This window comes from Haladaptatus sp. AB618, assembly GCF_024136965.1.
Classification (GTDB): Archaea; Halobacteriota; Halobacteria; order Halobacteriales; family Haladaptataceae; genus Haladaptatus.
Window position 1 is genome coordinate 1,063,500 of the sequence record NZ_JAMYJX010000001.1, and the last position, 23,274, is coordinate 1,086,773.

The window sequence follows — 23,274 nt, forward strand, 5'->3', positions numbered from 1 at the left end:
TTGCCGTGGCTTCCTACCGATGAGCAACTGCTACGAGTGAGACGATGAACGACGACGCACTATCTACACTTCGGGAGGACCCCGTGATGGCCGAGTTGCTCGACAGACACGACCCGTACTCCGAAGCGAACTGGTCGGAGTATGAACGGCTCTGTATCTCGATAATCAACCAACAGCTCTCGACGGCGAGCGCGGCGGCGGTCAAAGAGCGCGTCTTCTCCCTGCTCGGGGACGTGACGCCGAAAACCGTGCTGGCCGCGGACGACGACGACCTCCGGGACGCGGGTCTCTCGCGCACGAAAGTCGAATACCTGAAGAACGCGGCTCGCGCGTTCCAGCGGAACGATCTCACCAGGGAGGGACTATCCGAGCATTCGAACGAGGAAGTCGTGGACGCGCTGACCGAGATAAAGGGTGTCGGCGAGTGGACCGCCAGAATGTATCTGCTGTTCGTGCTGGAACGGGAGGACATCCTCCCGCTCGGTGACCTCGCGGTACGCCGCGGCATCCAGCAACTGTACGGAAACGGGGCAGAGCTGACGCGCGAGGAGATGCGTGAAATCGGCGAACAGTGGCGACCCTACCGCTCGGTCGCGACGCGATACATCTGGGCCGAGTACGAATCGGAGTGAGAAAACCGTTCGAAAACGACGCCGGAGGGTGTCTACGGTCGTCCTTCCGCGGATACCGTAGTTGGGGGATGGGCGATGGATTCAGTCGTCGTGTCCGTTTCCGTGGTCGCCGTCGTGGCCATGGCCGTGGTCGTCATCGTGACCGTGTCCGTGATGGTGACTCCAGATCGGTCGCCGGACGGCACGTCGGGTGTCGAGGTGGCCCTCTCCGTGGTAGGTCGGGTTGTCGAGGTCGCGCGCGGTGTTTTCGAGGTGTTCACGGACCTCACCGGGCGTCGCGTCCGGGTTGGCGCTCTTGATCAGCGCGGCAGCACCGACGACCTGCGGCGTCGCCATGCTCGTTCCCGCCTTCCAACCGTACGCGGGAACCATGTCCGCCTCGTCGTCCTCGTCGCCCCAGTCGAACACCGTGCTCAGCACCATGTCGTACTGTGCGTTCGCGTCCTCCGGTGCGTCCTGATCGAGGTTTCCGCCGGGTGCGCTGATGTCGATGGCCTCCGCCCCGTAGTTGGTGTAGAAGGCCGGTTCCCACGTCGGCTTTCGCAAGTGGTGGAGCGCCCGCTTGTAGTGATGATGGTCGTGGTGCCAGTGATGACCGTGGTGGTCTTCGTCCTCGTCTTTTTCCTCGTCGTCCCAGAGAAAGCCGATGGGGCCGGTGGCGCTGATGCTCATGACGTTGTCGGCCTCGTTCGGGAGGCTGATGACGTCGCCGTCGGTATCGAGGTTCACGCCGTCGTTGCCCGCGGCCGCGACGAGGAGCGTGCCCTTCTCGTTCGCGTACGTGGACGCCCGCTCGATGGACTCCTCCAACAGTTCCGTATCCGAATCGTCCGGCAGCGGGTACGCGCCGAGACTCATGTTCGACACGTCGGACTCGATGTCCGCGCTGTACACCATCGCCGCGACGATGTCCCCGAACGTCGCGAACGGTCCGGTAAAGACCCGAAGGGCGACGAGGTCCGTGTCGGGTGCGGTTCCGATGACGCCGTCCTCGTTCGATCCGTCGGCGGCGATGATGCCCGAGACGTGGGTTCCGTGGTCGCTGATGAGGGGGTTGAAGTCCCCGCCGTCCCCGGTGAAGTTCTTCGAGAGGTCGGTGTTGAGCGCGTGTTTCAAATCCGGATGGGTTTCGAGCGCCCCGGAGTCGATGACCGACACGCGGGTCCCCTCCCCGCGCGTCTTTCGGTGGACTTGGAGCACGTTCTGTGCTTGTTTGTCCCACTGCAGGTCGTAGCGCGTATCGTGTGGATGATGGTCCGAACGTTCGTGGTGTTCGGCCTCGACTCGGTTGAACTCCATCTTCACGTCCTTGGAGTACCGCGTTCCCACGACCTTGCTCTCGTCACCTTTGACCACGGCGATGCCGATTTGGCTGAGATCGTGGACGACTTCGAGGCCGTCGAGGACGTCGGCCGAGGCATCACGCAGATCGACGACGTATCGGTCCGAAGTCGATTCCGCGGAAACGGTCGGGACGGTCAGTGCCAATCCACCCAGTGCAACCCCTGCACCCTTCAAAAAAGAACGGCGCGTCGGTTTTCGTGACATTCGTTCTCACTTCCCATCGAACATATATTAATGTTAATACTCAATTATCGATTAAAAATATGAAAGTATAGAATACGTTCATATTTTTCGGGACGAAGATGAACTCAGTCGTCGTGACCGTGACCGTGATCGTCGTCGTGATCATATCCGCGACTGTGTCCGTGGCCGTCGTCGTGGTCGTCGTGACCGTGATGACCCCAACGGTCGTCCCCGATTTCCTTCCAGACGGCCCGTGCGGTGTCGAGGTGGCCCTCCCCGTGATAGGTCGGGTTGTCGAGGTCACGTGCCGTGTCTTCGAGGTGCTGGCGAACCTCGCCCGGCGTCGCATCCGGGTTGACGCTCTTGACCAGTGCGGCGACGGCCGTCACTTGTGGTGACGCCATGCTCGTTCCCGCCATCCACCCGTAGTCCGGCACTCGTTCGCCGTCCTCTTCGGTAAAGATCGTGCTCAGAACGAGGTCGTAGTACCACTTCGAGTCGGTACCGATCTGGCTCTGGTCGGCGTTTCCGCCGGGTGCGCTGATGTCGACCGCATCCGCGCCGTAGTTCGTGTAAAACGCCGGTTCGTACGTCGGCTTTCGGAGGTGACGGAGCGCCGCGTGGTAGTTTTCGTCCTCCGGATTCTCGTCGTCCCAACGGTAGCCGATGGGGCCGGTGGCGCTGATACTCATGACGTTGTCGGCCTCGTTCGGGAGGCTGATGACGTCGCCGTCGGCGTCGAGGTTGGACGAATCGTTGCCCGCCGCCGCGACCATGAGCGTACCCTTCTCGTTCGCGTACGAGGACGCCCGTTCGACGGAGTCCTTGAGAACGGCGGTGTCCGAATCGTCCGGCAGCGGGTACGCACCGAGGCTCATGTTCGCCACGTCGGATCCGATGTCCGCGCTATACACCATCGCCGCGATAACGTCGCCGAACGTCGCTTCCGGCCCGGAGAACACCCGAAGGGCGACGAGGTCTGTTTCGGGCGCGGTGCCGGTCACGCCTTTCCCGTTCCTGTCGTCTGCGGCGATGATACCGGAACAGTGCGTTCCGTGGTCGCTCTCGACCGGGTTGAAGTCCCCGCCGTCGTCGGTGAAGTTCTTCGAGAGGTCGGTGTTGAGCGCGTGTTTCAAATCCGGATGGTCCTCGTACGCTCCCGAATCGATGACCGACACGCGGGTCCCTTCTCCGCGCGTCTTCCGGTGAACCTGCGGGATGCGTTGTGCCTGCTTGTCCCACTGATACTTGTAGAGCGGGTCCTGCATCCAATGATGCCGGTCGTGGTGGTGTCCGTGATGCTCCACCTCCGGGAACGTCACCGCCATGTCGACGTCCTTCGAATACCGCGTTCCACTCACCTTTTCGTCAGTCCCCTTGACGACCGCGATGTCGATTTGATCGAGACGATGGACGATGTCGAGCCCTGCCAGGTCGCTGTCCGATGTGGACCGAAGATCGACGATATAGCGGTCCTCCGACGGACTCGCGGAGACCGTCGGCATCGTCATCGTCAGTCCAGCAAGTGCCACCCCTGCACCTTTCAAAAATGAACGTCTCGTTGGTTTTTGTGACATTCCAATAGATATCAATACTTATTCTGTTTAATGTTATCGGTCTCGGCAACTGCTAACGAATCACTCGAAGATAGATGATCTCCGGAAAGAATTAAATTCTAATATAATTAATATGGAAAAATCTCCCGTTGCGGGCGATTACGTATGCGCTATGGAGAACGAGGGAAAAAGAACGGACGTCGATTACCGAAAACTCACGTCGGGTTCCAATTCAGCAGTGAGATCGAGGTACGATTCGATGAGTGTCTCCGATCCATCGAATCGGATTCCGTCGCTTTCCCATTCGATGACCCCGGCCGCATCCATCTTCGGGATATGGTTGTGGCGTAGTTCGATGAGGATTTCCCGTTTATCCCTCGTCGTGCGGTCGTCCAGATCCACGATTCGCTCGGCGAGACGTTCCGAGTCGAGGGGCGAGTCGCTACTCCGAAGACAGTAAAGGACGTGTCGACGACGGTGGTCCGCCAGTAGTTCCATCACTACGTCGAGGTCGTTCGCTCCGGCGTGTTGGTCCTCCGAGTCCGTCCCCGCAACACCGGTCGAATTGGAACTCATGGTTATCCAAACTATCGAAATAGAAATCCAAAAGGCCGATGCCTACACACTTAGGTGTCCCAGTGAGCGCTCAGAATCCTTTCCCGAGCAGTTCCCGGGCGATGATGTTCTTCTGTATTTCCGTCGTTCCCTCGTAGATCTGGGTGATCTTCGCATCACGGTACAGTCGTTCAACGTCGAAATCGTTGACGTATCCGGACCCGCCGTGAATCTGAACCGCTTCGTCGGCGCACTCGACGGCGGTACGCGAGGAGAACTCCTTCGCCATCGATGCCAACTGGGTCAGTTGTCCGTCGCCCTCGGAGACGCTCCACGCGGATTTGTAGGTGAGGTTGCGTGCGGCCTCCGTCTTCGTGTGCATCTCGGCGAGTTTGTGCTGGATTGCTTGGAAGTCGCTGATGGAACGCCCGAACTGTTCACGCTCTTGGGCGTATTCGAGGGCGCGTTCGCACGCACCCTTGGCGATACCGACACCCTGTGCGGCGACGGCCGTACGGGTTTCGTCGAAGAACTGCATGAGTTGTAGGAAGCCCATACCGCGCGTGCCGACGAGGTTCTCCTCGGGGACGCGCACGTCGTCGAAGATGAGTTCGGCGGTGTCGGAGGCACGGATACCGAGTTTCCCCGTGATCTTGTCGGCTTCGAAGCCGTCACGGTCGGATTCGACGATGATCTGGGAGAACCCGGCATAGCGGTCCTCTGCTTCGGGGTCGGTCTTCGTCATGACGACGAAGAAGTCGCCGATGGACCCGTTGGTGATCCACATCTTGTTGCCGTTGATGACCCACTCGTCGCCGTCCTTTTCGGCGGTCGTGGAGACCGAAGACACGTCCGAACCCGTGTCCGGTTCACTGATGGCGGTACCCATGACCGCGTCGCCCGCCGCGACGGGGGCGAGGTACTCCTCCTTCTGTTCTTCCGTCCCGAACTCACGGATGGCGTCCCCGCCGAACGCGGTGCTCGTGATACAGAGGCCGATGCCCGGATCGACGGCGAACAGTTCCTCGACGATGATGGCGACTTCGAGTGGCGAGTAGCCCGCCCCACCGTACTCGATGGGGATGTTCGCGCCGGTCAACCCCATCTCGGCCGCTTTGTCGATGATTTCCCACGGGTACTCCTCCTTCTGGTCGTACTCCTTCGCGATCGGTGCGACCTCGTTCTCCGCGAATCGCCGCACTTCGTCACGAATAGCTTGCTGTTCTTCTGATAGTTCGAAGTCCATGTGGATGGATTACGGGGCCACGGATAAATCGTTTTGTAACCAGATATAAACTGGAAGAGCGTTTATTAGTTCACATAGAGAAACGTTGAAACACCCCCGTAACGAGGGTTCTTGCATGGAGCTCGAAGATATCAACACCATAGCGGTTCTCGGCGCAGGCAACATGGGCCACGGAATCGCTGAAGTCGCGGCGCTCGCGGGATTCGACGTAAACCTGCGGGATATCAAAGAGGAGTTCGTCCAGAACGGCTACGAGGGAATCGAGTGGAGCCTCGGAAAACTGGCCGAAAACGATCAGATCAGCGAGGCGGACGCCGACGCCGCGCTGGACCGCGTGACGCCGCTCGTGGACTTCGAGGAGGCCGTCTCGGACGCCGACTTCGTCATCGAAGCCGTCCCCGAGAAGATGGAGATCAAAAAGGACGTGTACGGGGAACTGGAGGAGTACGCCCCCGACCACACGATTTTTGCCACCAACACGTCCAGTCTCTCGATCACCGAACTCTCCGAGGTGACCGAGCGCCCCGAACAGTTCTGCGGGATGCACTTTTTCAACCCGCCGGTTCGGATGCAACTCGTCGAAGTCATCACGGGTGCCCACACGAACGAGGACGTTCTCGACGTCACCGAGGAGTTGGCCGAGGAGATGGGCAAATCCCCCGTTCGCGTGCGCAAGGATAGCCCCGGGTTCATCGTCAACCGCGTGCTCGTCCCCCTGATGAACGAGGCCGCGTGGATCGTCGAATCCGGCGACGCCACCATCGAGGAAGTGGACAGCGCGACGAAGTTCGACATGGGCCTGCCGATGGGCAGTTTCGAACTCGCGGACCAGGTCGGCATCGACGTCGGCTATCACGTCCTCGAATATATGCACGAGGTGCTCGGTGACGCCTACGAACCGTGCCCGCTGCTCGCCGAAAAGGTCGAGGAGGGGAACCTCGGCAAGAAAACCGGAACGGGATTCTACGACTACGAGGACGGCGGTGTCGATATCCCGACCGACGCCGGAAACGAGGACGTCATCCTCCGCCTGCAAGCCGTGATGGCGAACGAGGTCGCCAAACTCGTCGGCAACGACGTCGCGCCCGCCGGGGAAATCGACGAGGCGGTCATGCTCGGCGCTGGCTTCCCCGAAGGACCGGCCCGGATGGCAGACGACGCCGGACTGTCGACGTTGCTGGAAACGCTCGAATCCCTCCACGAGGAGACGGGTTCGGAACGCTACGAACCCGCGGACTACCTCGAAGAGCGCGCCGAGGTCGGCGGCTTCGCCGACCCGGATGAGGACGAAGGCATCGAGTTTGAGGCCATCCGCATCGAGAAACCCGGCGAGATGGTCGGACAAATCGTCCTCGACCGCCCACACCGCATGAACACCATCAGCGGGGAACTGCTGGACGAACTGTCGGTCGCAATCGACCAACTGGAGGAGGACGACGAGGTCCGTGCCGTCCTCATCACGGGCGAGGGCGACAAGGCGTTCTCCGCCGGAGCGGACGTCCAGAGCATGGCCGCGGGCGGTGCCGACCCCATCGGAGCCATCGAACTCTCGCGCAAAGGCCAGGAGACGTTCGGTAAACTCGAATCCTGTTCGATGCCGGTCGTCGCCGGAATTGACGGCTACTGTCTCGGCGGCGGGATGGAGCTGTCGATGTGCGCCGACCTCCGAATCGCCAGCGAGCGCTCGGAACTCGGTCAGCCCGAACACGACCTCGGCCTCCTGCCGGGGTGGGGCGGAACCCAACGCCTCCAGCATATCGTCGGCGAGGGGCGCGCGAAAGAGATCATCTTCACCGCGGACCGCTTCGACCCCGAGACGATGGCCGACTACGGCTTCCTGAACGAAGTCGTCCCGACCGATGAGTTCGAAGAGAGCGCCTTCGAACTGGCCACGAAGCTCGCGGGCGGCCCGCCGATCGCACAGAAGTTCACGAAGCGTGCGATGCTCAAGGGATGGGAGAGCACGGAGGCCGGACTCGAAATCGAAGCCCAAGCGTTCGGACACCTGATGGCGACGGACGACCTGATGGAAGGCATCACCGCGTTCATGGGCAAGCGCGACGCCGAGTTCGAAGGCAAGTAAACTGCCACCCCTTCCCAAAAGGGGTGACACCAATTGACGCGGAATCAGCCCGCTGTCGGTCGATAACGGAAGGTTTAAACTAGTCCAACAGAAAGCAATGAGTGCGCAGAAGCGTAGGACGCTCGGTTGGTGTAGTCCGGCCAATCATCTTGGCCTTTCGAGCCGAGGACCAGGGTTCAAATCCCTGACCGAGCATTTTCCGAATGAAATGAGGAAAAGCGCAGCGTCTGGGATTTGAGCAGACGAGTCGCAGCCCGGAATGGCCCGAAGGGCCACATGCCCGGACCGTCTCGACGAGTTCAAATCCCTGACCGAGCATTCCAACGGTGCGCCTTCTTTCGGTTTTCTACTTGCTCAGGTATACGTGTACGTCCATGCCTGAAACCAATAAAGAAAATCGGAACTACGGAAGTCGCCGTAGTGTAGCGATTCGATCCATCTGTCAAACCAAAATGACTACTCCTTCGTCTCTGGTATTGTATTTCGTGACGAGGACGACCTTCTTTGATGTCGTTGACGAGTTCGATGGATGCGTGCGGTTTTCCCGAATCGCCACTCGCGATCAAAGACGGCTCTCGCGGGTCACTGTCACCGGTTGATTTTCACCAATACGAGAAACTTTATACTCCAAACACAACGAATGGATACACATCCAATGTCATTGGAAAATCAATTCAATTCTGGATTATCTGCCGATAGGAATGCGGGCACTCTCGTGAGTGCTCTTTTACTGGCTGTGATTACAATTGAGACAATTCCGCTGCCAATTCCGATCTATATCGCACCTGCTACAAGCCTCGGCGCACTCATACTTCTCCCAGTCGTCTACTGGCACTTTGGCAACTATGACCGCTCACCGCTCGGCTATGCCGTAGGGATTCTCTTTGGCTATGCACTGATCCACTCGCTCGTCTTCCTCGCTATCGATTATGCGACTGTCTCATCCGGATTTTTGCGAGCAAAATGGTGGATCGAACAAGTTGTCGCACTCTCGGTAGGCGTTGCTGTCTTCTTCGTCCTCCGTGTGACTTTGCGCGACGTCTCAACTGACGAACGTACTCAATACCTTCTCCTTGGAGGGTTGCTGTCCGTTATCCCTGCGTACTTCTCCATCGCGTGGATGGTCACGGGATTTGATGCCCTTGCCATCGTTCCCCGTTTGGTCCGTGGTTTTGCACCGACGGGGTTCGAAGGATTATGGCGAACGACTGGGTTTGCGAGCGAGCCATCTCACTTCGCGTTTCTGATCGTCACAACTCTTCTTCCGGCGGCGCTTCTACACTATGCTGACGACTGGCGACGTGTTGCCATTGTCTGCGGAGGCCTACTCATCATCCTTTTAACAACCCTTTCGACGACAGGAATGCTTTTACTCGTCATATTCGTCGCAGCGCTCACACTTCTCTCGGGGCGCTGGAAGTTTGCGGCACTCGGTATCGGGCTCGTTATGCTTGGTATTGCTGTCTTTGTGATATTACTACCACACACGTATATGGCAAAGCAACTAACCTTCCTCGTCACGGGTGGATGGCGACACTCGATTAATACCCGATTCTTCTCGACGATTGGACCGGTGTTCGCGGCCTTCTCGTCAATTCACGGGTTCGTCGGGTACGGACTAGGTGGCACAGCCGCGCATACGACTCAACTCCTACCGACGAAATCGCTCGCCAGTTTGGCGCACAACTCCGGTGGCACGATATCGCTCAAAACCTTGGTGGGACGAATTGTCGCCGAGCTGGGGATCCCTGGATTGGCGATCGTCGGGGTTGTCTTCGGTGGTGCATATGTTCAACTCGCACGGATGCACGACTACGATTTTTCTCCGTGGAACTGGACGTTCGAATATCGTGTAATTGCCGCCGCACTTGTTACTGCTGTGTTCGGTCATGGAATCGGCAACGCCTCGTTTGCGATACCTGTCGTTTGGCTCTGGTTGGCGTGGATCGACGCGGATAGCCTATCCCAGTCGGCTAATCGCCGCCACAACAAGCACCCCCGGTGAAAATGCAACCAACAACCCGACCGCAGTGAGAGTTGCCAGTTGAATGTCTGCGATCGTCGGTGAGAGGATCGCGACACATGTAATTAATATGATTAGTACATAGATCGATTCGAGTATATCCTCTCCCGATAATGTAAGATCCATATAATGTAATACTATCTTGATTGTCTTAATAGTATGGACATACATATGTAGTTTCGTTCAGATTGTCGTTTGGGCAAGACTTCCGGAGGTGTCCAGTTTCATCATTGAAGTCATTGTCGTACTGTCAACATTGGCGATGGTCTGATTGATCTCTCAGGAACAACAGACCGAGAAGCGATGCGTCGGTGTGTTTTCGATCGGATGGGGATTCGAGCAGGCAGTATCTACCACGAGAATGAAATTCAGTGGATCGATTCATATTCATAATCTTCAACACTATCCGAATTATTTCGAAGCCTGCCGCCATTCCGGCCGTTCCCACTAAACAGACATTTCAGGGAGATTTACCACATATCCATCAATAATGCCTAACCGTTCAAACGAGTGAAAATAGTGCAGAGACGGGTGGAAACGAGATGGCAACTCTCGATAGTTCAACAGAACTAGCGGATATCTTTATTACCGTGGGGTGCCTTTGGTTGACACAGTCAGACGATACGTTCTCTGTATGGGGGACTGAAATATGTGGTAGATATAAATCGACATGACCACAGCAGGTGATTCATCATTCGACGCGGGAAGCACGCTTCTCTCGACCGCCGCGATGGGGAGGGAGGGCGATATCGACTGTGTGCATCGATTGTCCGGCGATGGGGCGCGCGAACGAAACGTCCTCATCGTGACCTACAATCGGTCACCGGAAGTCGTGTTACAGCAGTGGCAATCGCGAATCGGCGACGAACCGACGGAACTCGGAATCATCGCCATCGGTGGTGGCAACGCACGAACCGGAACACACCGACTCGAACCACACGGCGATCAGAACTCCGTCTCGCTGTCGAACCCCGCGAGTCTCGGTCGACTCGAAACCACGATTCGACTGTATCTCGACGAATGGTCGGCGAACGACCATCCGACGGTACTCTGTTTTGACTCCGTCTCGACGCTCCTTCGCCACGTCGACCGAACGACCGCGTTTCGGTTCCTCGCGACCTTAACCGACCAGCTTCGGCATCTCGACGTCGTGGCACATTTCCATATCGTCCCGGACGCGCATGACGGTTCGACCGTCGCCATGCTCCGTTCGCTGTTCGATGTCGTGCACGGCTACGAAGAGACCGAACCGGCGGTCTCGGCCGACGTCCTCCTCGCGCTCCTCGGTTCCCCTCGCCGACGGCACGTCTGCCGATACCTCTGTGAGGTCAGCGACTCGGCGACCGTCTCCGGAATCGCACGACAGATAGCGATGTGGGAAGGGTCTGGGGTCCCGAGCGAGAACGAATACGAACGCGTCCACATCACGTTGTGGCACGTCCATCTGCCGGAGTTAGCCGAGGTCGGTGTTCTCCAACTCGATGGGAACGTCGTCTCCTCGGCCATCGATCGGGACGTGCTCGAACGATACGTGCAACTGACGACGGACGACTCGTCCACTGAACTGTTCCCGAGCCTCTCCGACAGTGAGCGAATCCGAACGAACGATCCACCCGAAGACGAATCCGACGAAGCGTACTGGACGGTGTACGGCACCGCACCCGATTCTATCGTCGTGACGCTCGCTCGAGCGTTGGCGAACGTGCGGGACGTCCCACCGACGGAATTACAACCGATCCTCTCGGACGTCATCGACATCGATGCGCTCCAACGGCTCGCCGAGCACGAGGATATCTCCGTCTACGCGACGTTTCAGTACGAAGGATACGAGGTGGTGGTCGATAGCGGTGAGATCAAACTGTACGACTCACGCTAGCCACTCGTCCGGTTTCGTGTTGTAATCGACCTCAGTCGCCGCGATGTCCTCGACCGCACTCCACGGCAGGTCGCGCATCTCGAACTCGTCTCCGTCGTAGCGGATGAGTTTTCCCTGCTCTTCCGGTTCCGGCTCGCGGTCACGCCGTCGTGCGATTTCGGCGTCGCGCTCGTCGATCTCCTTCACGATGGTCTTGAGGTTCACCGGGTGGCCCCAGAGTTCGTAGATCCGTTCGAGCGTCCGCGTGGCCTGTTCGAGGTCGAGCATGACGCCGTTGTAGTGGTGGCCGAGCAGGAGTTCGCTCTTGTTGTCGAAGTTACCGTCGTAGACGGCCATCGTCGGCTTGCCGAAGTTCGTGAACTGGAGCATCAGCTTCTTCTTCACGTCCTCGTATTCCGTGCTCGTCACCCGGTAATCGCCGGTTGTTCGGCTGAACTCGTAAGTGAAGTACTCGTTGTCGGTGACGAACTCCTTCGTCAGGAAGCCGTCCAGGAACGTCACGTCGTTGTGACTCGACCGCACCTCGTACATCCGGTCCCAACCGACGGTGTACTCCACGTCTGCCAGCGCTTCCTCGGTGCTCCCGTACCGCTCGTCGTCCATCATGTACCGGGCGTACTGTTCCAAGTCCGCCTGTGGAATGGCTTCGAGGAACCCCCTATTCTGGAGCTTACAGAGCGAGAAGTGGCGTTCCGCCAACCCCTCGTACGAGAGCACCTTCCACGGATGGGCATCGACGTCGATATCGCCAGCTTTCGCCTGCTCCAGCGCTTCGGTGTCGATCTTTTCCGCCGGGAGCGATTCGAGGTCCGACAGCGTCTCGGACGTCACCGTTTCCAGCGCCGGGTCGGGTTCGATCAGTTCGTTGACCTGCTCGAAGTCAACTACGTCGTGGAAGTTCCGCCACGTGATGCCCTTCACGCGGAGGAGTTTACGCACGACTTCGCGACGGTTTTCGGTGTTCTCGATGTACTCCCACAGCTGTTTTCCGAGCTTGTACGGGTTCAATCCCGGCGACCCGAGAACGCGCGCTTGATGGTCCGCGTATTCGATGAACTCGTCGGACCCCGCAAAGCCCTCCTCGCCCATCATCATCGACTCCCAGTACGCGGCCCAACCTTCGTTCATCACCTTCGTCGTCTTCTGGGCGGCGAAGTAGTACGATTCGGTGCGGAGCATCTCCAGGATTTCCCGTTGCCACTCCTCCATCTCGACGGCTTTGCCCTCCTCGGGGTCGTAAGCACTTCCGTGGTCTCGGAGATACGCGAGCAGGTCCTTTTCGGGTTCTTCGAGCGCTCCCGCTTGTTTTTCCTGCTGGGCTTCGAGCCATTCGTCGTCGAACACTTCCTGACGAACCTCGTCGCTGAGGTTCATCTCGGCGAGTTGGTCGGAGATCTCGTCGGTTTCGTGCTCCTCGTCCTCCTGAACCCGATGCTGGTGCTTGAACGCCTGATGCTGATCGATGTTGTCCTGCAGACAGAGCACGTTGTCGATCCACTTTTCGACCTCCTCGCGGTCGATTTCCGGGTCGGCCATGATACGCCGAACCCTGTCGGCGTGGCGCGAGAGGAGCGCCGCCGCGTCGAGTTCGTCCGCGAACATCCGATACCAGCGGTTGTTGGCGAAGAAGTCCGAGTGGGCCTCGACGTGCGTGATGACTGCCTTCTGGTCGGACAGGCTGTTGGACTGTTGGAGGAAGGCGTGGGCCGGGTCGTCGTTGATGACGATCTCGAACGCCTTGCCGCCGCCGTACTGGCCCTGTTTCTGCTGGCGGTCGTACTTCATCCCCCAGCGCCAGTGCGGGTACCGCTCCTGAAACCCGTCGTAGGCGATGAGTTCGTTCATCTCGTCGTAGTCGACGATCCAGTACTTGACCGGATACGGGTCGAGACCGAGTTTCCGCGCGAGGTTTCGGGCTTCCACGACTGGCTCCTGCAACTCTTCGGCCTTCCGTTGGGTTTCGATTCGCTCGTTCATGATGCCTCCGTGCTCAGGATTTCGTAAATCGCGGTCGTCACGTCCTCCGGACCGTTGACGTAGCTGACGGCGACGTTTTCCGAGTCACCGAAATGGCGCTCGACTTCCTCGGCGTGGGTCGCGTTGATGGCTTTGCCTTCGGGTTGCGTTTCGACGTAGGCGTGCAGGTTCGCTGGAATCTCCTCCATCCGGGGGATGACGTTCTCCTCGGTGTCGTTCCGGCTGTTCTCGCTGTCACCCGCCGCGAACACGTAGCGGTTCCAGTCGGCCCACGGGTACTCCTCTTCGAGGATGCGTCCCGCGAGTTCGTAGGCGGACGAAATCTTCGTCCCGCCGCCCGACCGGATGCCGAAGAACTCGTCGCGTTCGACCCGCCACGCCTCCGCGTCGTGGGCGATGTAGACGAACTCGGCGGTGTCGTACTTCCCGGTGAGATACCAGTCCAGCGGCGTGAACGTCCGCTCCACGAGTTCGCGTTTCTTCTCGCGCATCGACCCGGACACGTCGCGGATGTTGACGACGACGACGTTCTTCTCGCGCTCCTCGATGATCTCCGGGTAGCGGTACCGTTCGTCCTCTCGACGGAACGGGATGTTCTTGACGCCGTGGTCGCGGATTTTCTGGGCCGTGCTGGTCGGTTCGACCTTCGACTCCATCTCCTCGATGCTCGACCACTTCGTGCGCTCGTCGGCGGACAGGGCCTCGTAGTTCTCCTCGACCCAGCGTTTGGAGACGGTGAGGTTGTTTCCGCGTGCCCACCGGAACACCTCGTCCGGACCCCAGCCTTCGACGCCCATCGCTTCGCGGATGTAGTCGGGATCGAAGTCCATCGCCAGCTTGCGCTTCAGACCTTCCTTGAACATGCGCTCGAAGTCGAGCGTGCTGTCGGGGCCGGTCTTCGTCACGTCGGTGAAATCGCCCTCGGTCTCCTCGATGACCTCCTTCCCTTTCGGTTCGAGTTCGAGGCCGAGTTCGTCGTCCAACTCCTCGGCGAACTCCTCCGGGTCCATCTCGTAGTAGCCGTGTTCGTCCGACTCGTCGCCGGGGTCACCCTCCTCCTCACCATCGTCGCCGGGTTGTGGCTGTGGTTGACCGACGGGGTCGCCCACGTCGGGTTGTCCTTGGCCGACACCACCCCGGTCGCGTTGGTCGTAGCGGAACTCCGGGAGGTCCACGATTTTGATGGGGATGTGAATCTCATCGGGGAGACTCTGGCCGAGGTCACCGTATTGGATGAACTCGGCGAGGTCCTCACGGCGGTCCTCGCCGACTTCACGGTATCGTTCGAGGTCGTCTCTCAATCCCATTTGTAGCTCACCTGATTCATGACGTGTTGGCTCGTCAGCTCGGCCGAGGCGGGGGAGTAGCCGAACAGTTCCTGTAGGTTCCGTATCGTCTTCTCTTTTACCTCGGCCGTCTCGGTGTTCCGTGGCGGGTTCTCCCACTGGCTCGGGTTGAAATCCTCGTAGACACGGTGCACGTCGTCCCAGTCGTTGTTTGCGAGTACTGTTTTGATGATCGGGACCTCCTTCGGGTCGATATCGCCGACTTCGAACTCCTCGTTTCGGCTCTCCCACGCGTGGCGATTCAGCGCGGTGATGACCTTGTTCCGGCGGAACTCGGCCACGGCCGGACTCGGTTCGTGGTTCACCTCGTAGGCGTCCGGACTGAACCGACCGAGGTGCTCGGTTTCGAACACCTTCATCTTCAGCGCATCCGGCTCGATCTCTTCGCCGCGGTCGTTTTCGACGACCTCGCCGGTCGCCCACGCGTAGACGTGTTCGATGTATTCGGCGACGGTCTCCTCGTCCACCCGGCGGTCGCGCATGATGGCGTCGAGCACGTCGCTCTCCTGCTGTTGGAAGATGTAGTTCTTCACGGGCACGAGGCGGTTCTCGTACTCGGTGCGTTCGGCCGTCGAGAAGACGGGGGCATCCCCGATTCCCTCGGCCATCGCGTTGAGCACGTCGCGTGGCATGATGACCTGTTCGACAGCGTAGTCGGGGTGGTGGCGGTCACGGATATCGTTGAGCAGTCCGGCGATGGTATCGCGGGTGTACGTGACCGGAATGCCGCCCGCCCCGTCCGACGCGTCGTCGTCGAAGTCGAAATCGTCCTTCTCGATGCGCTCGTCGCCGTCCAACAGGTAGCCGCGGTCGAAGAGGATGGCTTTGTCAACGAGGTCGAGTCCGGCGGGCACGTCGCTCCCGTCGAGTCGGGAGACGACGCTGTACAACGCCGCCGATTCGATGGCGTGGGGTGCGATTTCACGCTCGTTGATGTCGTCGCCGTCCCGAACTCGAACGCCGATGGGTTCCCGAATTCGGGCTTCGAGTTCGTCGTACACGTCGGCCCGCCACACCGACGTCTCGTTCGTGAGTTCGCGCCTGATGAGTTCGGCTTCCAGACTGAGGTTCGTCAGGTAGCGGAACTCGCGGCGGTCGAGCCGCCGTTTCAGCGCACGAAGTGGGTCCGCCCCTCCAGCATCGGCGTGCTGGTTCAACTGCGCTTCGAGGTCCGGATTCGAGATGATGACGAGCTGGGTGTCGATGTCCATCTGGATACCCTTGTCCAGCTTGACCGCCTTCTCGTCGGGTACGTTGAGCAGCTTTTGCAGGAGGTCCGCGTGTTGGGCCGCGTCCTCCACGATGGTCAGCAGACCGTTGCCCTGCGAGAGGACACCGTCGTAGCTGAACGCCTGCGGATTCTTCCGCCCGCGCGAGTCGAGTTCCTGCAACATCCCCTGCATCCAACTGCCGACGAGGCGCTGTTTCGGGCGGCCGCTGTCCTCCGAGTGGAGGACGCCGATGCCGTCGCCGATGTCCACGACGTAGTTTTTCACGCGGAGATGTGCCGGGTCGGTGATGGCGGAGAAAAGCTCCTCCTCGCCCTCCCTGCGGTACTGCTCCTCCAGATAGTCGTACGCCTCACGGCTGAACGGGTCGAGTTTGCCGTCGACCAGCACGTCGAGGTTGTCGTCGAGTTCGGCGTTCAGCGTGTCGAGCAACCCTTCACGGACCTTCGGCGGGAAGACGAGCAGCGGGTGTGACTGAACGGGACTGGCGTACCAGTTCTCCTCGCTCGTCGCGACGGCGTCGTCGCCGTAGGTCAGTCCCGGCGCTTCCGTCGCGGTGGCGATGTTCCACTCGACGGTGTAACGCCGCCCTTCGGGCGTTTTCGAATATTCGCGTAGCCCGTTGACGAGACAGCGTTTGAGTTCGGACTTTCCGGTCGCCGTCGGTCCGGCGAACCAGATTATCTTCTCCTCCTTGCCGCGACGCGCTGCGATGGAACGCAGGTCGTCCACGAACGCGTTCAGCACCTCGGTGTTGCCGAGGATGGCGTGCTCGCCGTCGTTGTGCGGGTCGTCGAAGAAACTGTAGCGTTCCTTCTCCTCGCCCTCCTCGACCACCGTTCGCCGCCCCATCGACTCGATGGCTTCGAGGAGGTACTTGCTCGCGTGTGAGGCGATGGTCGGGTTTTCGAACGCCGCGTCTACGTACTCCGCGAGGCTCATCGGCTCCTCGTAGGTCTCCCGGAGTTCACGGTTCGCGTCGTCGATGTAGTCGCTGCCTTCGGTCACTGGTTACTCCTCCATTTCGGCGCGGGCGACTTCCGCCCCGGCGAATTCGAGCACCTCCTTGGCACCCTCGCGTGAGTAGCCCTGTTCTATCAGTGCGTCCACCCACGCGTTCTGTTCGTCGTTGTCCATTTCGTTCGCCGACACCAACGCCGAGAAGTTGATGTTGTGTTTCTTGTCCTCCCAGAGTTTCCGCTCCAGGGCGCGGCGCAGGCGGTCGTTGTCCTGCGGGTCGAACGCTTGTCCCTCGCGGGCACGTCGCGACACCCAGTTCGAGGTCTCCTGTCGGAAGTCGTCCTTGCGGTCACGGGGGACTTCGAGTTTCTCCTCGACGGCGCGCAGGAAGCTCTCGTCGGGCTCCTGTTCACGCCCGGTCAGTTCGTCCTCGACGGTCGAGTTGTCGATGTAGGCCATCACGTGGTCCATGTACTTCTCGCCCTGCCGTTGGATCTCGTCGAGGTCGTAGGCGAGCGCGTGGCGCACGTCTTCGATCGCGCGTTCGCGGTACTCACCGCGGACCGTTTCGAGGTAGCGGTAGTAGGTCTCGAAGTTCTCCTCGGGGATGGAGCCGTGATTTTCGAGGTTCTCCTCGAAGTGGTTGAACACCGAGAGCGGACTCAGGAAGCCACGGCTCCGGTGCGTGGAGTTCATGATGGCTTCCGCGATCTCGTCGCCGATGAACCGCGCCGAGACGCCTTCCATCCCTTCACCGATGTCGGCCTTCTCCTCGGCCTCCTCGCGGAGCTTCTTCACGTCCACGTCATCGGTGTCCTCGATTTCACCGTTGTAGGATTTGGCCTTCTGGAGAAGGTCCACCATCTCGGTGTCCGGTTCCTCGATCCGGGTCAACACGCCGAACAGCCCAGCCATCTCCAGGGTGTGCGGTTCGATGTGCACGTCGGGAACGTCGGCGTTCCGGAGCATCTTCCGGTAGATGTCGGCCTCCGACTCGTACTCGAGGACGTACGGGAAGTCGATGCGCTTCGTCCGGTCGTTGAACGCCTCCATCTTCTCGTCGCCCTTCTTGTCCCGGTACTCGGGCATGTTCGTCCGGCCGACGATGACCTGGTCGATGTCGATCCGCGGGTTGTTCTTCGGCTTGATGGTCTGTTCCTGGGTGGCGTGCAGGAAGTCGTAGAGGAACTCCCGCTGGAGTTTGAGCAGTTCCTCACCGCTGAAGATACCCCGGTTCGCGTTACAGAACGCGCCGGAGTAGTCGAACGCCCGGGGGTCGGATTCGCCGTAGATGGCGATCTTCGAGTAGTTGACGTCGCCCGTGAGTTCGGTCTCGTCCTGGTTCTTCTTGTCCTTCGGTTCGAACGTCTCGACGGACTGGCGCTTGTTCTCGTCGGCGACGAGGCGGAAGATCTCGATGTGGTTTTCGAGCACCTGCTTGATGTCGTCGTCGTAGTAGGCCAGCAGCGAGTCCATGTAGAACTCGCTGGCGGGGTCGAGCGCCTGTTCGTTCTTGATGGTGTACGGCGCGTCCAACGCTTCGTTGATGTCGTCGATGACGCGCTGGCGCTGTTCGAGCGGCAACAGGACGAGCGGATCCTGGTTCATTGGGGACCGAATCACGTCGTCGGACGGGTCCTGGTCGGGAATCACGTCACAGAGGTTCGTCCACCGGAACGTGTACAGGCGGCCGTCGTCTTGGAGGGTGTAGTCCTCGAAATACTTGCGGACCTGTCGGTCGAAGTCGGACTTCCCCGACCCGACCGGGCCGAGTAGTAGCTTGATGCGTTTTTCGGGACCGAGCCCACGCGCACCGCTTTTTACCTTGTTCACGAACTCGTGAATCGCGCGGTGTATCTCGCGTCCGTAGAACGTGTTTTCCCCGTCGAACAGGGGGTCTTCGGATGCTAATCGGTACTCGACGACGCCGGAGTCCTCGTCGTACTCCGTGCCGTAGTAGTCGAACATGTCCGCGACTCGCTGGTGGGCGTTTCGGGCTACCTTCGGGTCTTCGTATACCTCCCGAAGGTACCAGTCGAAGGACTTCGTTTCACGGAGGTCTTCCGGCATCGATTCCTGGTAACTGCGGCTGAGGTCGTCCAGCGTTTCGATGTCACCTTTCATTGTATCACGCATTGTTTGGAGCTTCGTTTGGACCAAGGGAGAGAGAGACCGACCGGGCGGCCCGATACCGGTGGGAAGTACGTAGTCGGCATGCAATCACAAAGTTGTGTCGGTCGAACCACCGCGATCGCTCTCCGGCGGGGCTTGTCGGGCGACGGCGTGCGCGCCCGCAGTAACTCCTGCGTCAATCGCGGGATCATATGCTATGCGTGCCATCCATCGCTTCGGAAACCAGTCAACTCGTTTCGACATCCGTTCGTCACGGAAGCGTATGGTTCGAGACCGTGTACCGTGCGGACTGCTACCACCCGATACTGTTTAATAGATAGGACGAGGGCATATATAACTGTTGTCCATACACAAGGCTCTTTTGATATAGATTAAGGACCTTTAAAGCCCAAAGTTAGGAAATAGTGGGCTTGTAGCGGTGAAATTCGATAGTGTGAAAAACCACCGTATAAACTCCATTTATATACTGGTCGATATCGTGGACAGGGAAGCCTTACCCACGTCCGTCACCAACCGCCGCTGTGTCCATCGAGAACCTTCCCGAGTCGTGGGTCGTCTGGCACGAGGAACCGAACGGACGGTGTATCCTCGCCTACCGTCCGGACGTTTTCGACACCCAGCAGTTTCCCTCCGCGTGCATGCCGACGCTGTACGTCACGCAGGGGACGCCGAATCGACCACCCCAGGAACGGCGGGCGACCGATTCGTGGTATTTCGAGTTCTTCCTCGAACCCGAAGTCACGCTTCCGGGGACACCGCAGTTTCCCGCGCGCGAAGAAGCAATTACGGCCGCCGTCTCGCTCGCCGCGGAGTTCGACCGAGGCGAGGTCGACTACCGTTCGTGCTATCAAGTCCCCCGCGAGAGATACCTCGACAAGTTGGACGAATTGACGGGGCGAGAGGCTTAACCGAGGCCCACACATACGCTCGCGTATGTCCACTATCACCCTCGTTGGCACCCGTCTCGCGGATGCCGGTCAGGAATTCGTCTACCAGGGCGAAGCCAGCGCCTGTGAAGGCTGTCCCTACAGAAATCAGTGTCTCAATCTCTCCGAAGGGATCAAATATCGAATCACCGACGTTCGGGAAGGCGCACAGACGCTCCCCTGTGGCGTCCACGACGACGGCGTGACCGCCGTCGAAGTCGAACCGACGACCGTCCGCGCCAACGTCTCCGCGCGAAACGCCTACGCCGGGAGCAAGGCGAGCCTCGAAGGACCGTGCCCACACGTCGGTTGTCCGAGTCACGAGTTCTGTGAACCGGCCGGTGCCGAGTTCGACGAGGAGTACCGAATCTCGAAAATCGTCGGCGACCCGCCGCACGACTACTGCATGTTGGACCGCGATTTGACGCTGGTCGAGTTCGACTCGAAGGAGAAATAGTCCGTTCTTCTGCGGTAATCAGTTTCCGAGCGCGCCGACGTATTCGGCCGTGTAGCCGAAGATGTCCTCGTAGCCGTACGCCGACATCAACACGGGGACGAACGGTTCGTCCGCGACCAGTTCCGCCCCGTCCGAAGTCGCGAACGCCTCCCCTTCTCCGACTCGTTGGAAGTTGTCCACCAACACTTCGAACTCCGACCCGCCGTTTTTCAGCACCGGCTGATCCATGCGGAAGACCTCGACTTCGTCGCGGGTTCCCGCGTTCACCGGATTCTCCCCCTCGGGTAACGGAAGAGCGCCCGTTCCCGCGAGGAATCCCCGCACGAGGTCGTAGGCGTTCCGGGCCGCTTCGTCCGATCCTTGGAGGCCGCACTCGACTTCCAGCGTGTGCGGGTGCGAGATGAGTTTTCCCTTGGTGAACACGTCCGTCTCGACCAGTTCGGAAACCGGCAGGTACGGACAGATCGACCGCGCAACGGCGTTCACACGGTCCACGAGCGCGAACGGTTGGGCGTACGACTGCGTCGAGTGCAAGGAGAGAACGGTACAGTCCCGCAACTCCGTGACCAGTTCGTGGGCCAACCGCTGTTCGTACGTCTCCGCGTCGGGGTCACCCGGAAAGACCCGATTCAAATCCTCGTTGATGTATCGGACACCCCGTTCGAGCGCGCGCTCGTTCGCCACGACGACTTTCACCGCTCGCTCCACGTCCGGGTTCTCAGTCAACAACCGCTCGACCGCCCTCGGACCGCACGGCTCGTCGCCATGAATCCCGGCGACGATTGCGACTTCCGGCGTCCCTTCACCTAACTGCTCGATTCGCATTTACCGAAGTCAAGTGTCGAAGCTTGAAAGCGCTTTACACTCGGATTTTTGCGGCAAAAGAAGATGTCAGAGCGGACGCTGAAGCGTCCGTTGTCATCCTCCATTTCGATCAAAGTATTTGACGATGAACCCCGTGATTTAGCCACAGATTCATTGCAAGACACGCACAAACAATGATATCCTTGGGCACACAACCCCCCAAGTATGGACGATGAAAATCCATCCGACGTCGAAACACGCTCGGGTGTCCCTTCAGAGCGTGTTTCGACGGAGGACTTCTCGGAGGACGTTCTGGAGTTGGATCACGTGTTCCAAGCGCTCGCGGAATCACGACGACGATATCTCGTCTACACGCTGAAATCCCAAACCGAATGGGAGTTGACCGAAATAGCGGTCAAAGTAGCGTCGTGGGAGACCGATATTCCGGAAGGGGACCTGCCGGAGGAGGACATCGAACGAACGTACGCCTCGCTCTATCACGCACACGTTCCGAAACTGGTGGACGAAGGAGTGCTCGCGTTCGATGAAGCGAACGAAATCATCCGGCCTGGACCCAATGCCGAACAGGTGGTAGCCGCGCTAGCGGGCGCAGGTGCAAGCCTCGACGCTCGGCAGGAAGCCCACGCTCGGAGGGAGATGGATGACACGAACGAGTGAGAGCGACGACCGTGCCGACGTCGATGGTGGCGACGACGACGGACACTGGACGCTCGTTCAGCAGGCACGATACGAACAGGGAGGTAGTTACGACCTCACGGCGACCATCGTCGGTGCCATCGCGGAAGCCAAGGGAGTGTCGCCGATGGAGTTGAATGACCCTGTCCTGTACGACTGCGTCGATGTGGCCGCCTTGGAGGACGCCTTCTTCGGACCCGACGTCTCGGGGCAGAGTCGCGCCGGTCTCGGCACCGTCGAGTTCACGTTTGGGGACTACCGCGTCACGGTCAAAAGCGACGGCTGGATTTCCGTGTACGAGTAGATTTCCCGTGGGTGAAGCTCATTCGAAACGGTCCGTCTCGCCGTGATCATCCTCGTCCACCGTCGGTCGCTCGCCGTCCAACCTGATTCTCCACCCGTGAAGAACGCTCGGGTCCGAGAGCGCCTCGTTCATCGTCGCGCGCACGTCGGCCACGTCCACGCCGTAGAAGTCATCCGGCACGCCGTGGAGGTACTGTAACGCTGTCTCGAAGAGCGAACGCATGCCCTCGTTATTCTCGAAGTCGAAGTGTTTGTACGCGCCCGCCGCGACCTGCACCATTCCGTGGAGGAACGCGCTCTCGACCGACCCGTTGCCGTAGTTGTACCACTCGTCCTCGAAACTGTCGTGGCTCGCGTGGAACTCCCCGGTGTTGAACAGTCGAACACCGTGAATCACCGCCGTGCGGAGGGTACCGTGCTCCCACCGGTTCCGCTCGGCGAGCCATCCGGTCGGTGACTCGCCTGGCAACGGCGGTGCCGCGGTCGGGTCGTGCGTGTGCTCGTCCATCCGTGATCCGTCGTTGGGGCTCCATCGTGTTTACTGTGGCTACTGACCCACGAAAAAGACAAAATCGTGCCCGCGACGGGCCGTTTCAATCCGATACCCCTACTGAGCCACCACCGCTTTGCTCGGCGGTGCCCGGGCGACTTCGTAGTCCCCGCTCTCGTCTACCGCGATGACTGCCCACTCGTAATCGGGATTCGAATCCCGAATACGTTTGCGCAGTCGTGTCGCGTTCTCTGCCCACGTCACGAAACATCGAAGCGTCCCATATGTCGGCATCTCCCCGGAATCTGCGAGGGCGGAAACGCGTACTTCGCGCCACTTTCGTCTGGCGCGAAATTCGTCTCCGTCGTCCAGAACCTCGTATCCGAGGCGGTTGAAAATCGACCTGGCCTCCTTGGTCGGTGGTGTGCTAACAGGGGCCATCCGTATAGACCTAC

19 protein-coding genes and 1 tRNA gene are annotated in these 23,274 nt (G+C 59.7%); 9 read left to right on the forward strand and 11 right to left on the reverse strand.

Annotation, left to right across the window (positions count from 1 at the left end):
* Positions 1-44: 44 nt before the first annotated feature.
* The gene (locus NKF26_RS05705; protein WP_253234078.1) at positions 45-632 is read left to right on the forward strand and encodes a DNA-3-methyladenine glycosylase; all 588 of its coding nucleotides are present in this window, start codon (positions 45-47) and stop codon (positions 630-632) included.
* An 81-nt stretch (positions 633-713) separates the two neighbouring features.
* On the opposite strand, the gene NKF26_RS05710 is transcribed toward NKF26_RS05705, so the two are convergent.
* From NKF26_RS05710 to NKF26_RS05725, 4 genes are all read right to left on the reverse strand, one after another.
* Complete coding sequence (locus tag NKF26_RS05710; protein ID WP_253234079.1) at positions 714-2,180, reverse strand: S8 family serine peptidase; 1,467 nt, start codon at positions 2,178-2,180, stop codon at positions 714-716.
* A 104-nt stretch (positions 2,181-2,284) separates the two neighbouring features.
* Positions 2,285-3,691 (reverse strand): S8 family serine peptidase, encoded by a 1,407-nt coding sequence (locus NKF26_RS05715; RefSeq protein ID WP_253234080.1) that lies wholly within the window; start codon positions 3,689-3,691, stop codon positions 2,285-2,287.
* Positions 3,692-3,919: 228 nt separating this feature from the next.
* Positions 3,920-4,291, reverse strand: coding sequence for a hypothetical protein (locus NKF26_RS05720; RefSeq protein ID WP_253234081.1), 372 nt, complete (start codon positions 4,289-4,291; stop codon positions 3,920-3,922).
* 70 nt (positions 4,292-4,361) lie between these two features.
* Positions 4,362-5,516, reverse strand: a complete 1,155-nt coding sequence (locus tag NKF26_RS05725; RefSeq protein ID WP_253227259.1) for an acyl-CoA dehydrogenase family protein — start codon at positions 5,514-5,516, stop codon at positions 4,362-4,364.
* A gap of 115 nt (positions 5,517-5,631) precedes the next feature.
* On the opposite strand from NKF26_RS05725, the gene NKF26_RS05730 reads away from it, so the two are divergent.
* From NKF26_RS05730 to NKF26_RS05745, 4 genes are all read left to right on the forward strand, one after another.
* Complete coding sequence (locus NKF26_RS05730) at positions 5,632-7,599, forward strand: 3-hydroxyacyl-CoA dehydrogenase/enoyl-CoA hydratase family protein (RefSeq protein WP_253234082.1); 1,968 nt, start codon at positions 5,632-5,634, stop codon at positions 7,597-7,599.
* 120 nt (positions 7,600-7,719) lie between these two features.
* Positions 7,720-7,794 (forward strand) — tRNA-Glu (locus NKF26_RS05735).
* A gap of 460 nt (positions 7,795-8,254) precedes the next feature.
* Positions 8,255-9,604: a hypothetical protein gene (locus NKF26_RS05740; RefSeq protein WP_253227261.1), complete on the forward strand. Its 1,350-nt coding sequence runs from the start codon at positions 8,255-8,257 to the stop codon at positions 9,602-9,604.
* A gap of 688 nt (positions 9,605-10,292) precedes the next feature.
* The gene (locus NKF26_RS05745) at positions 10,293-11,498 is read left to right on the forward strand and encodes a HalOD1 output domain-containing protein (RefSeq protein ID WP_253234083.1); all 1,206 of its coding nucleotides are present in this window, start codon (positions 10,293-10,295) and stop codon (positions 11,496-11,498) included.
* Here NKF26_RS05745 and NKF26_RS05750 read toward each other — a convergent pair.
* From NKF26_RS05750 to NKF26_RS05765, 4 genes are read right to left on the reverse strand one after another with little or no spacing between them, the layout of a single operon-like run.
* On the reverse strand, positions 11,490-13,475 hold the full coding sequence (locus NKF26_RS05750) for a SpoVR family protein (protein WP_253227263.1): 1,986 nt from the start codon (positions 13,473-13,475) through the stop codon (positions 11,490-11,492). The two genes, NKF26_RS05745 and NKF26_RS05750, sit on opposite strands and share 9 nt — an antisense overlap.
* The gene (locus tag NKF26_RS05755) at positions 13,472-14,782 is read right to left on the reverse strand and encodes a YeaH/YhbH family protein (RefSeq protein ID WP_253227264.1); all 1,311 of its coding nucleotides are present in this window, start codon (positions 14,780-14,782) and stop codon (positions 13,472-13,474) included. The genes NKF26_RS05750 and NKF26_RS05755 overlap by 4 nt, the downstream gene beginning before the upstream one ends.
* Complete coding sequence (locus NKF26_RS05760) at positions 14,773-17,058, reverse strand: kinase anchor protein (protein WP_253227265.1); 2,286 nt, start codon at positions 17,056-17,058, stop codon at positions 14,773-14,775. Before NKF26_RS05760 ends, NKF26_RS05755 begins: the two co-directional genes overlap by 10 nt.
* A gap of 3 nt (positions 17,059-17,061) precedes the next feature.
* Positions 17,062-19,134: a PrkA family serine protein kinase gene (locus NKF26_RS05765; RefSeq protein WP_066145466.1), complete on the reverse strand. Its 2,073-nt coding sequence runs from the start codon at positions 19,132-19,134 to the stop codon at positions 17,062-17,064.
* 530 nt (positions 19,135-19,664) lie between these two features.
* Between NKF26_RS05765 and NKF26_RS05770 the strand changes: the two genes are divergently transcribed.
* Positions 19,665-20,051: a DUF5820 family protein gene (locus NKF26_RS05770; protein ID WP_253227267.1), complete on the forward strand. Its 387-nt coding sequence runs from the start codon at positions 19,665-19,667 to the stop codon at positions 20,049-20,051.
* 25 nt (positions 20,052-20,076) lie between these two features.
* Entirely contained in the window at positions 20,077-20,526 is a 450-nt protein-coding gene (locus NKF26_RS05775; RefSeq protein WP_253227268.1) for a UPF0179 family protein, read from the forward strand.
* 18 nt (positions 20,527-20,544) lie between these two features.
* Here the strand turns inward: NKF26_RS05775 and NKF26_RS05780 are convergent, their stop codons facing one another.
* Positions 20,545-21,351, reverse strand: a complete 807-nt coding sequence (locus NKF26_RS05780; RefSeq protein WP_253227269.1) for a succinylglutamate desuccinylase/aspartoacylase family protein — start codon at positions 21,349-21,351, stop codon at positions 20,545-20,547.
* A 204-nt stretch (positions 21,352-21,555) separates the two neighbouring features.
* Here NKF26_RS05780 and NKF26_RS05785 point away from each other — a divergent pair, with 204 nt between their 5' ends.
* Positions 21,556-22,008 carry a hypothetical protein gene (locus tag NKF26_RS05785; RefSeq protein WP_253227270.1) on the forward strand — a complete coding sequence of 151 codons (453 nt, stop codon included), beginning with the start codon at positions 21,556-21,558 and terminating at the stop codon, positions 22,006-22,008.
* The gene (locus NKF26_RS05790; protein ID WP_253227271.1) at positions 21,992-22,330 is read left to right on the forward strand and encodes a HalOD1 output domain-containing protein; all 339 of its coding nucleotides are present in this window, start codon (positions 21,992-21,994) and stop codon (positions 22,328-22,330) included. Before NKF26_RS05785 ends, NKF26_RS05790 begins: the two co-directional genes overlap by 17 nt.
* A gap of 18 nt (positions 22,331-22,348) precedes the next feature.
* Here the strand turns inward: NKF26_RS05790 and NKF26_RS05795 are convergent, their stop codons facing one another.
* Positions 22,349-22,837 carry a DUF309 domain-containing protein gene (locus NKF26_RS05795; protein ID WP_253234084.1) on the reverse strand — a complete coding sequence of 163 codons (489 nt, stop codon included), beginning with the start codon at positions 22,835-22,837 and terminating at the stop codon, positions 22,349-22,351.
* Positions 22,838-22,936: 99 nt separating this feature from the next.
* Positions 22,937-23,260 (reverse strand): hypothetical protein, encoded by a 324-nt coding sequence (locus NKF26_RS05800; protein ID WP_253227273.1) that lies wholly within the window; start codon positions 23,258-23,260, stop codon positions 22,937-22,939.
* Between the last annotated feature and the right edge of the window lie 14 nt (positions 23,261-23,274).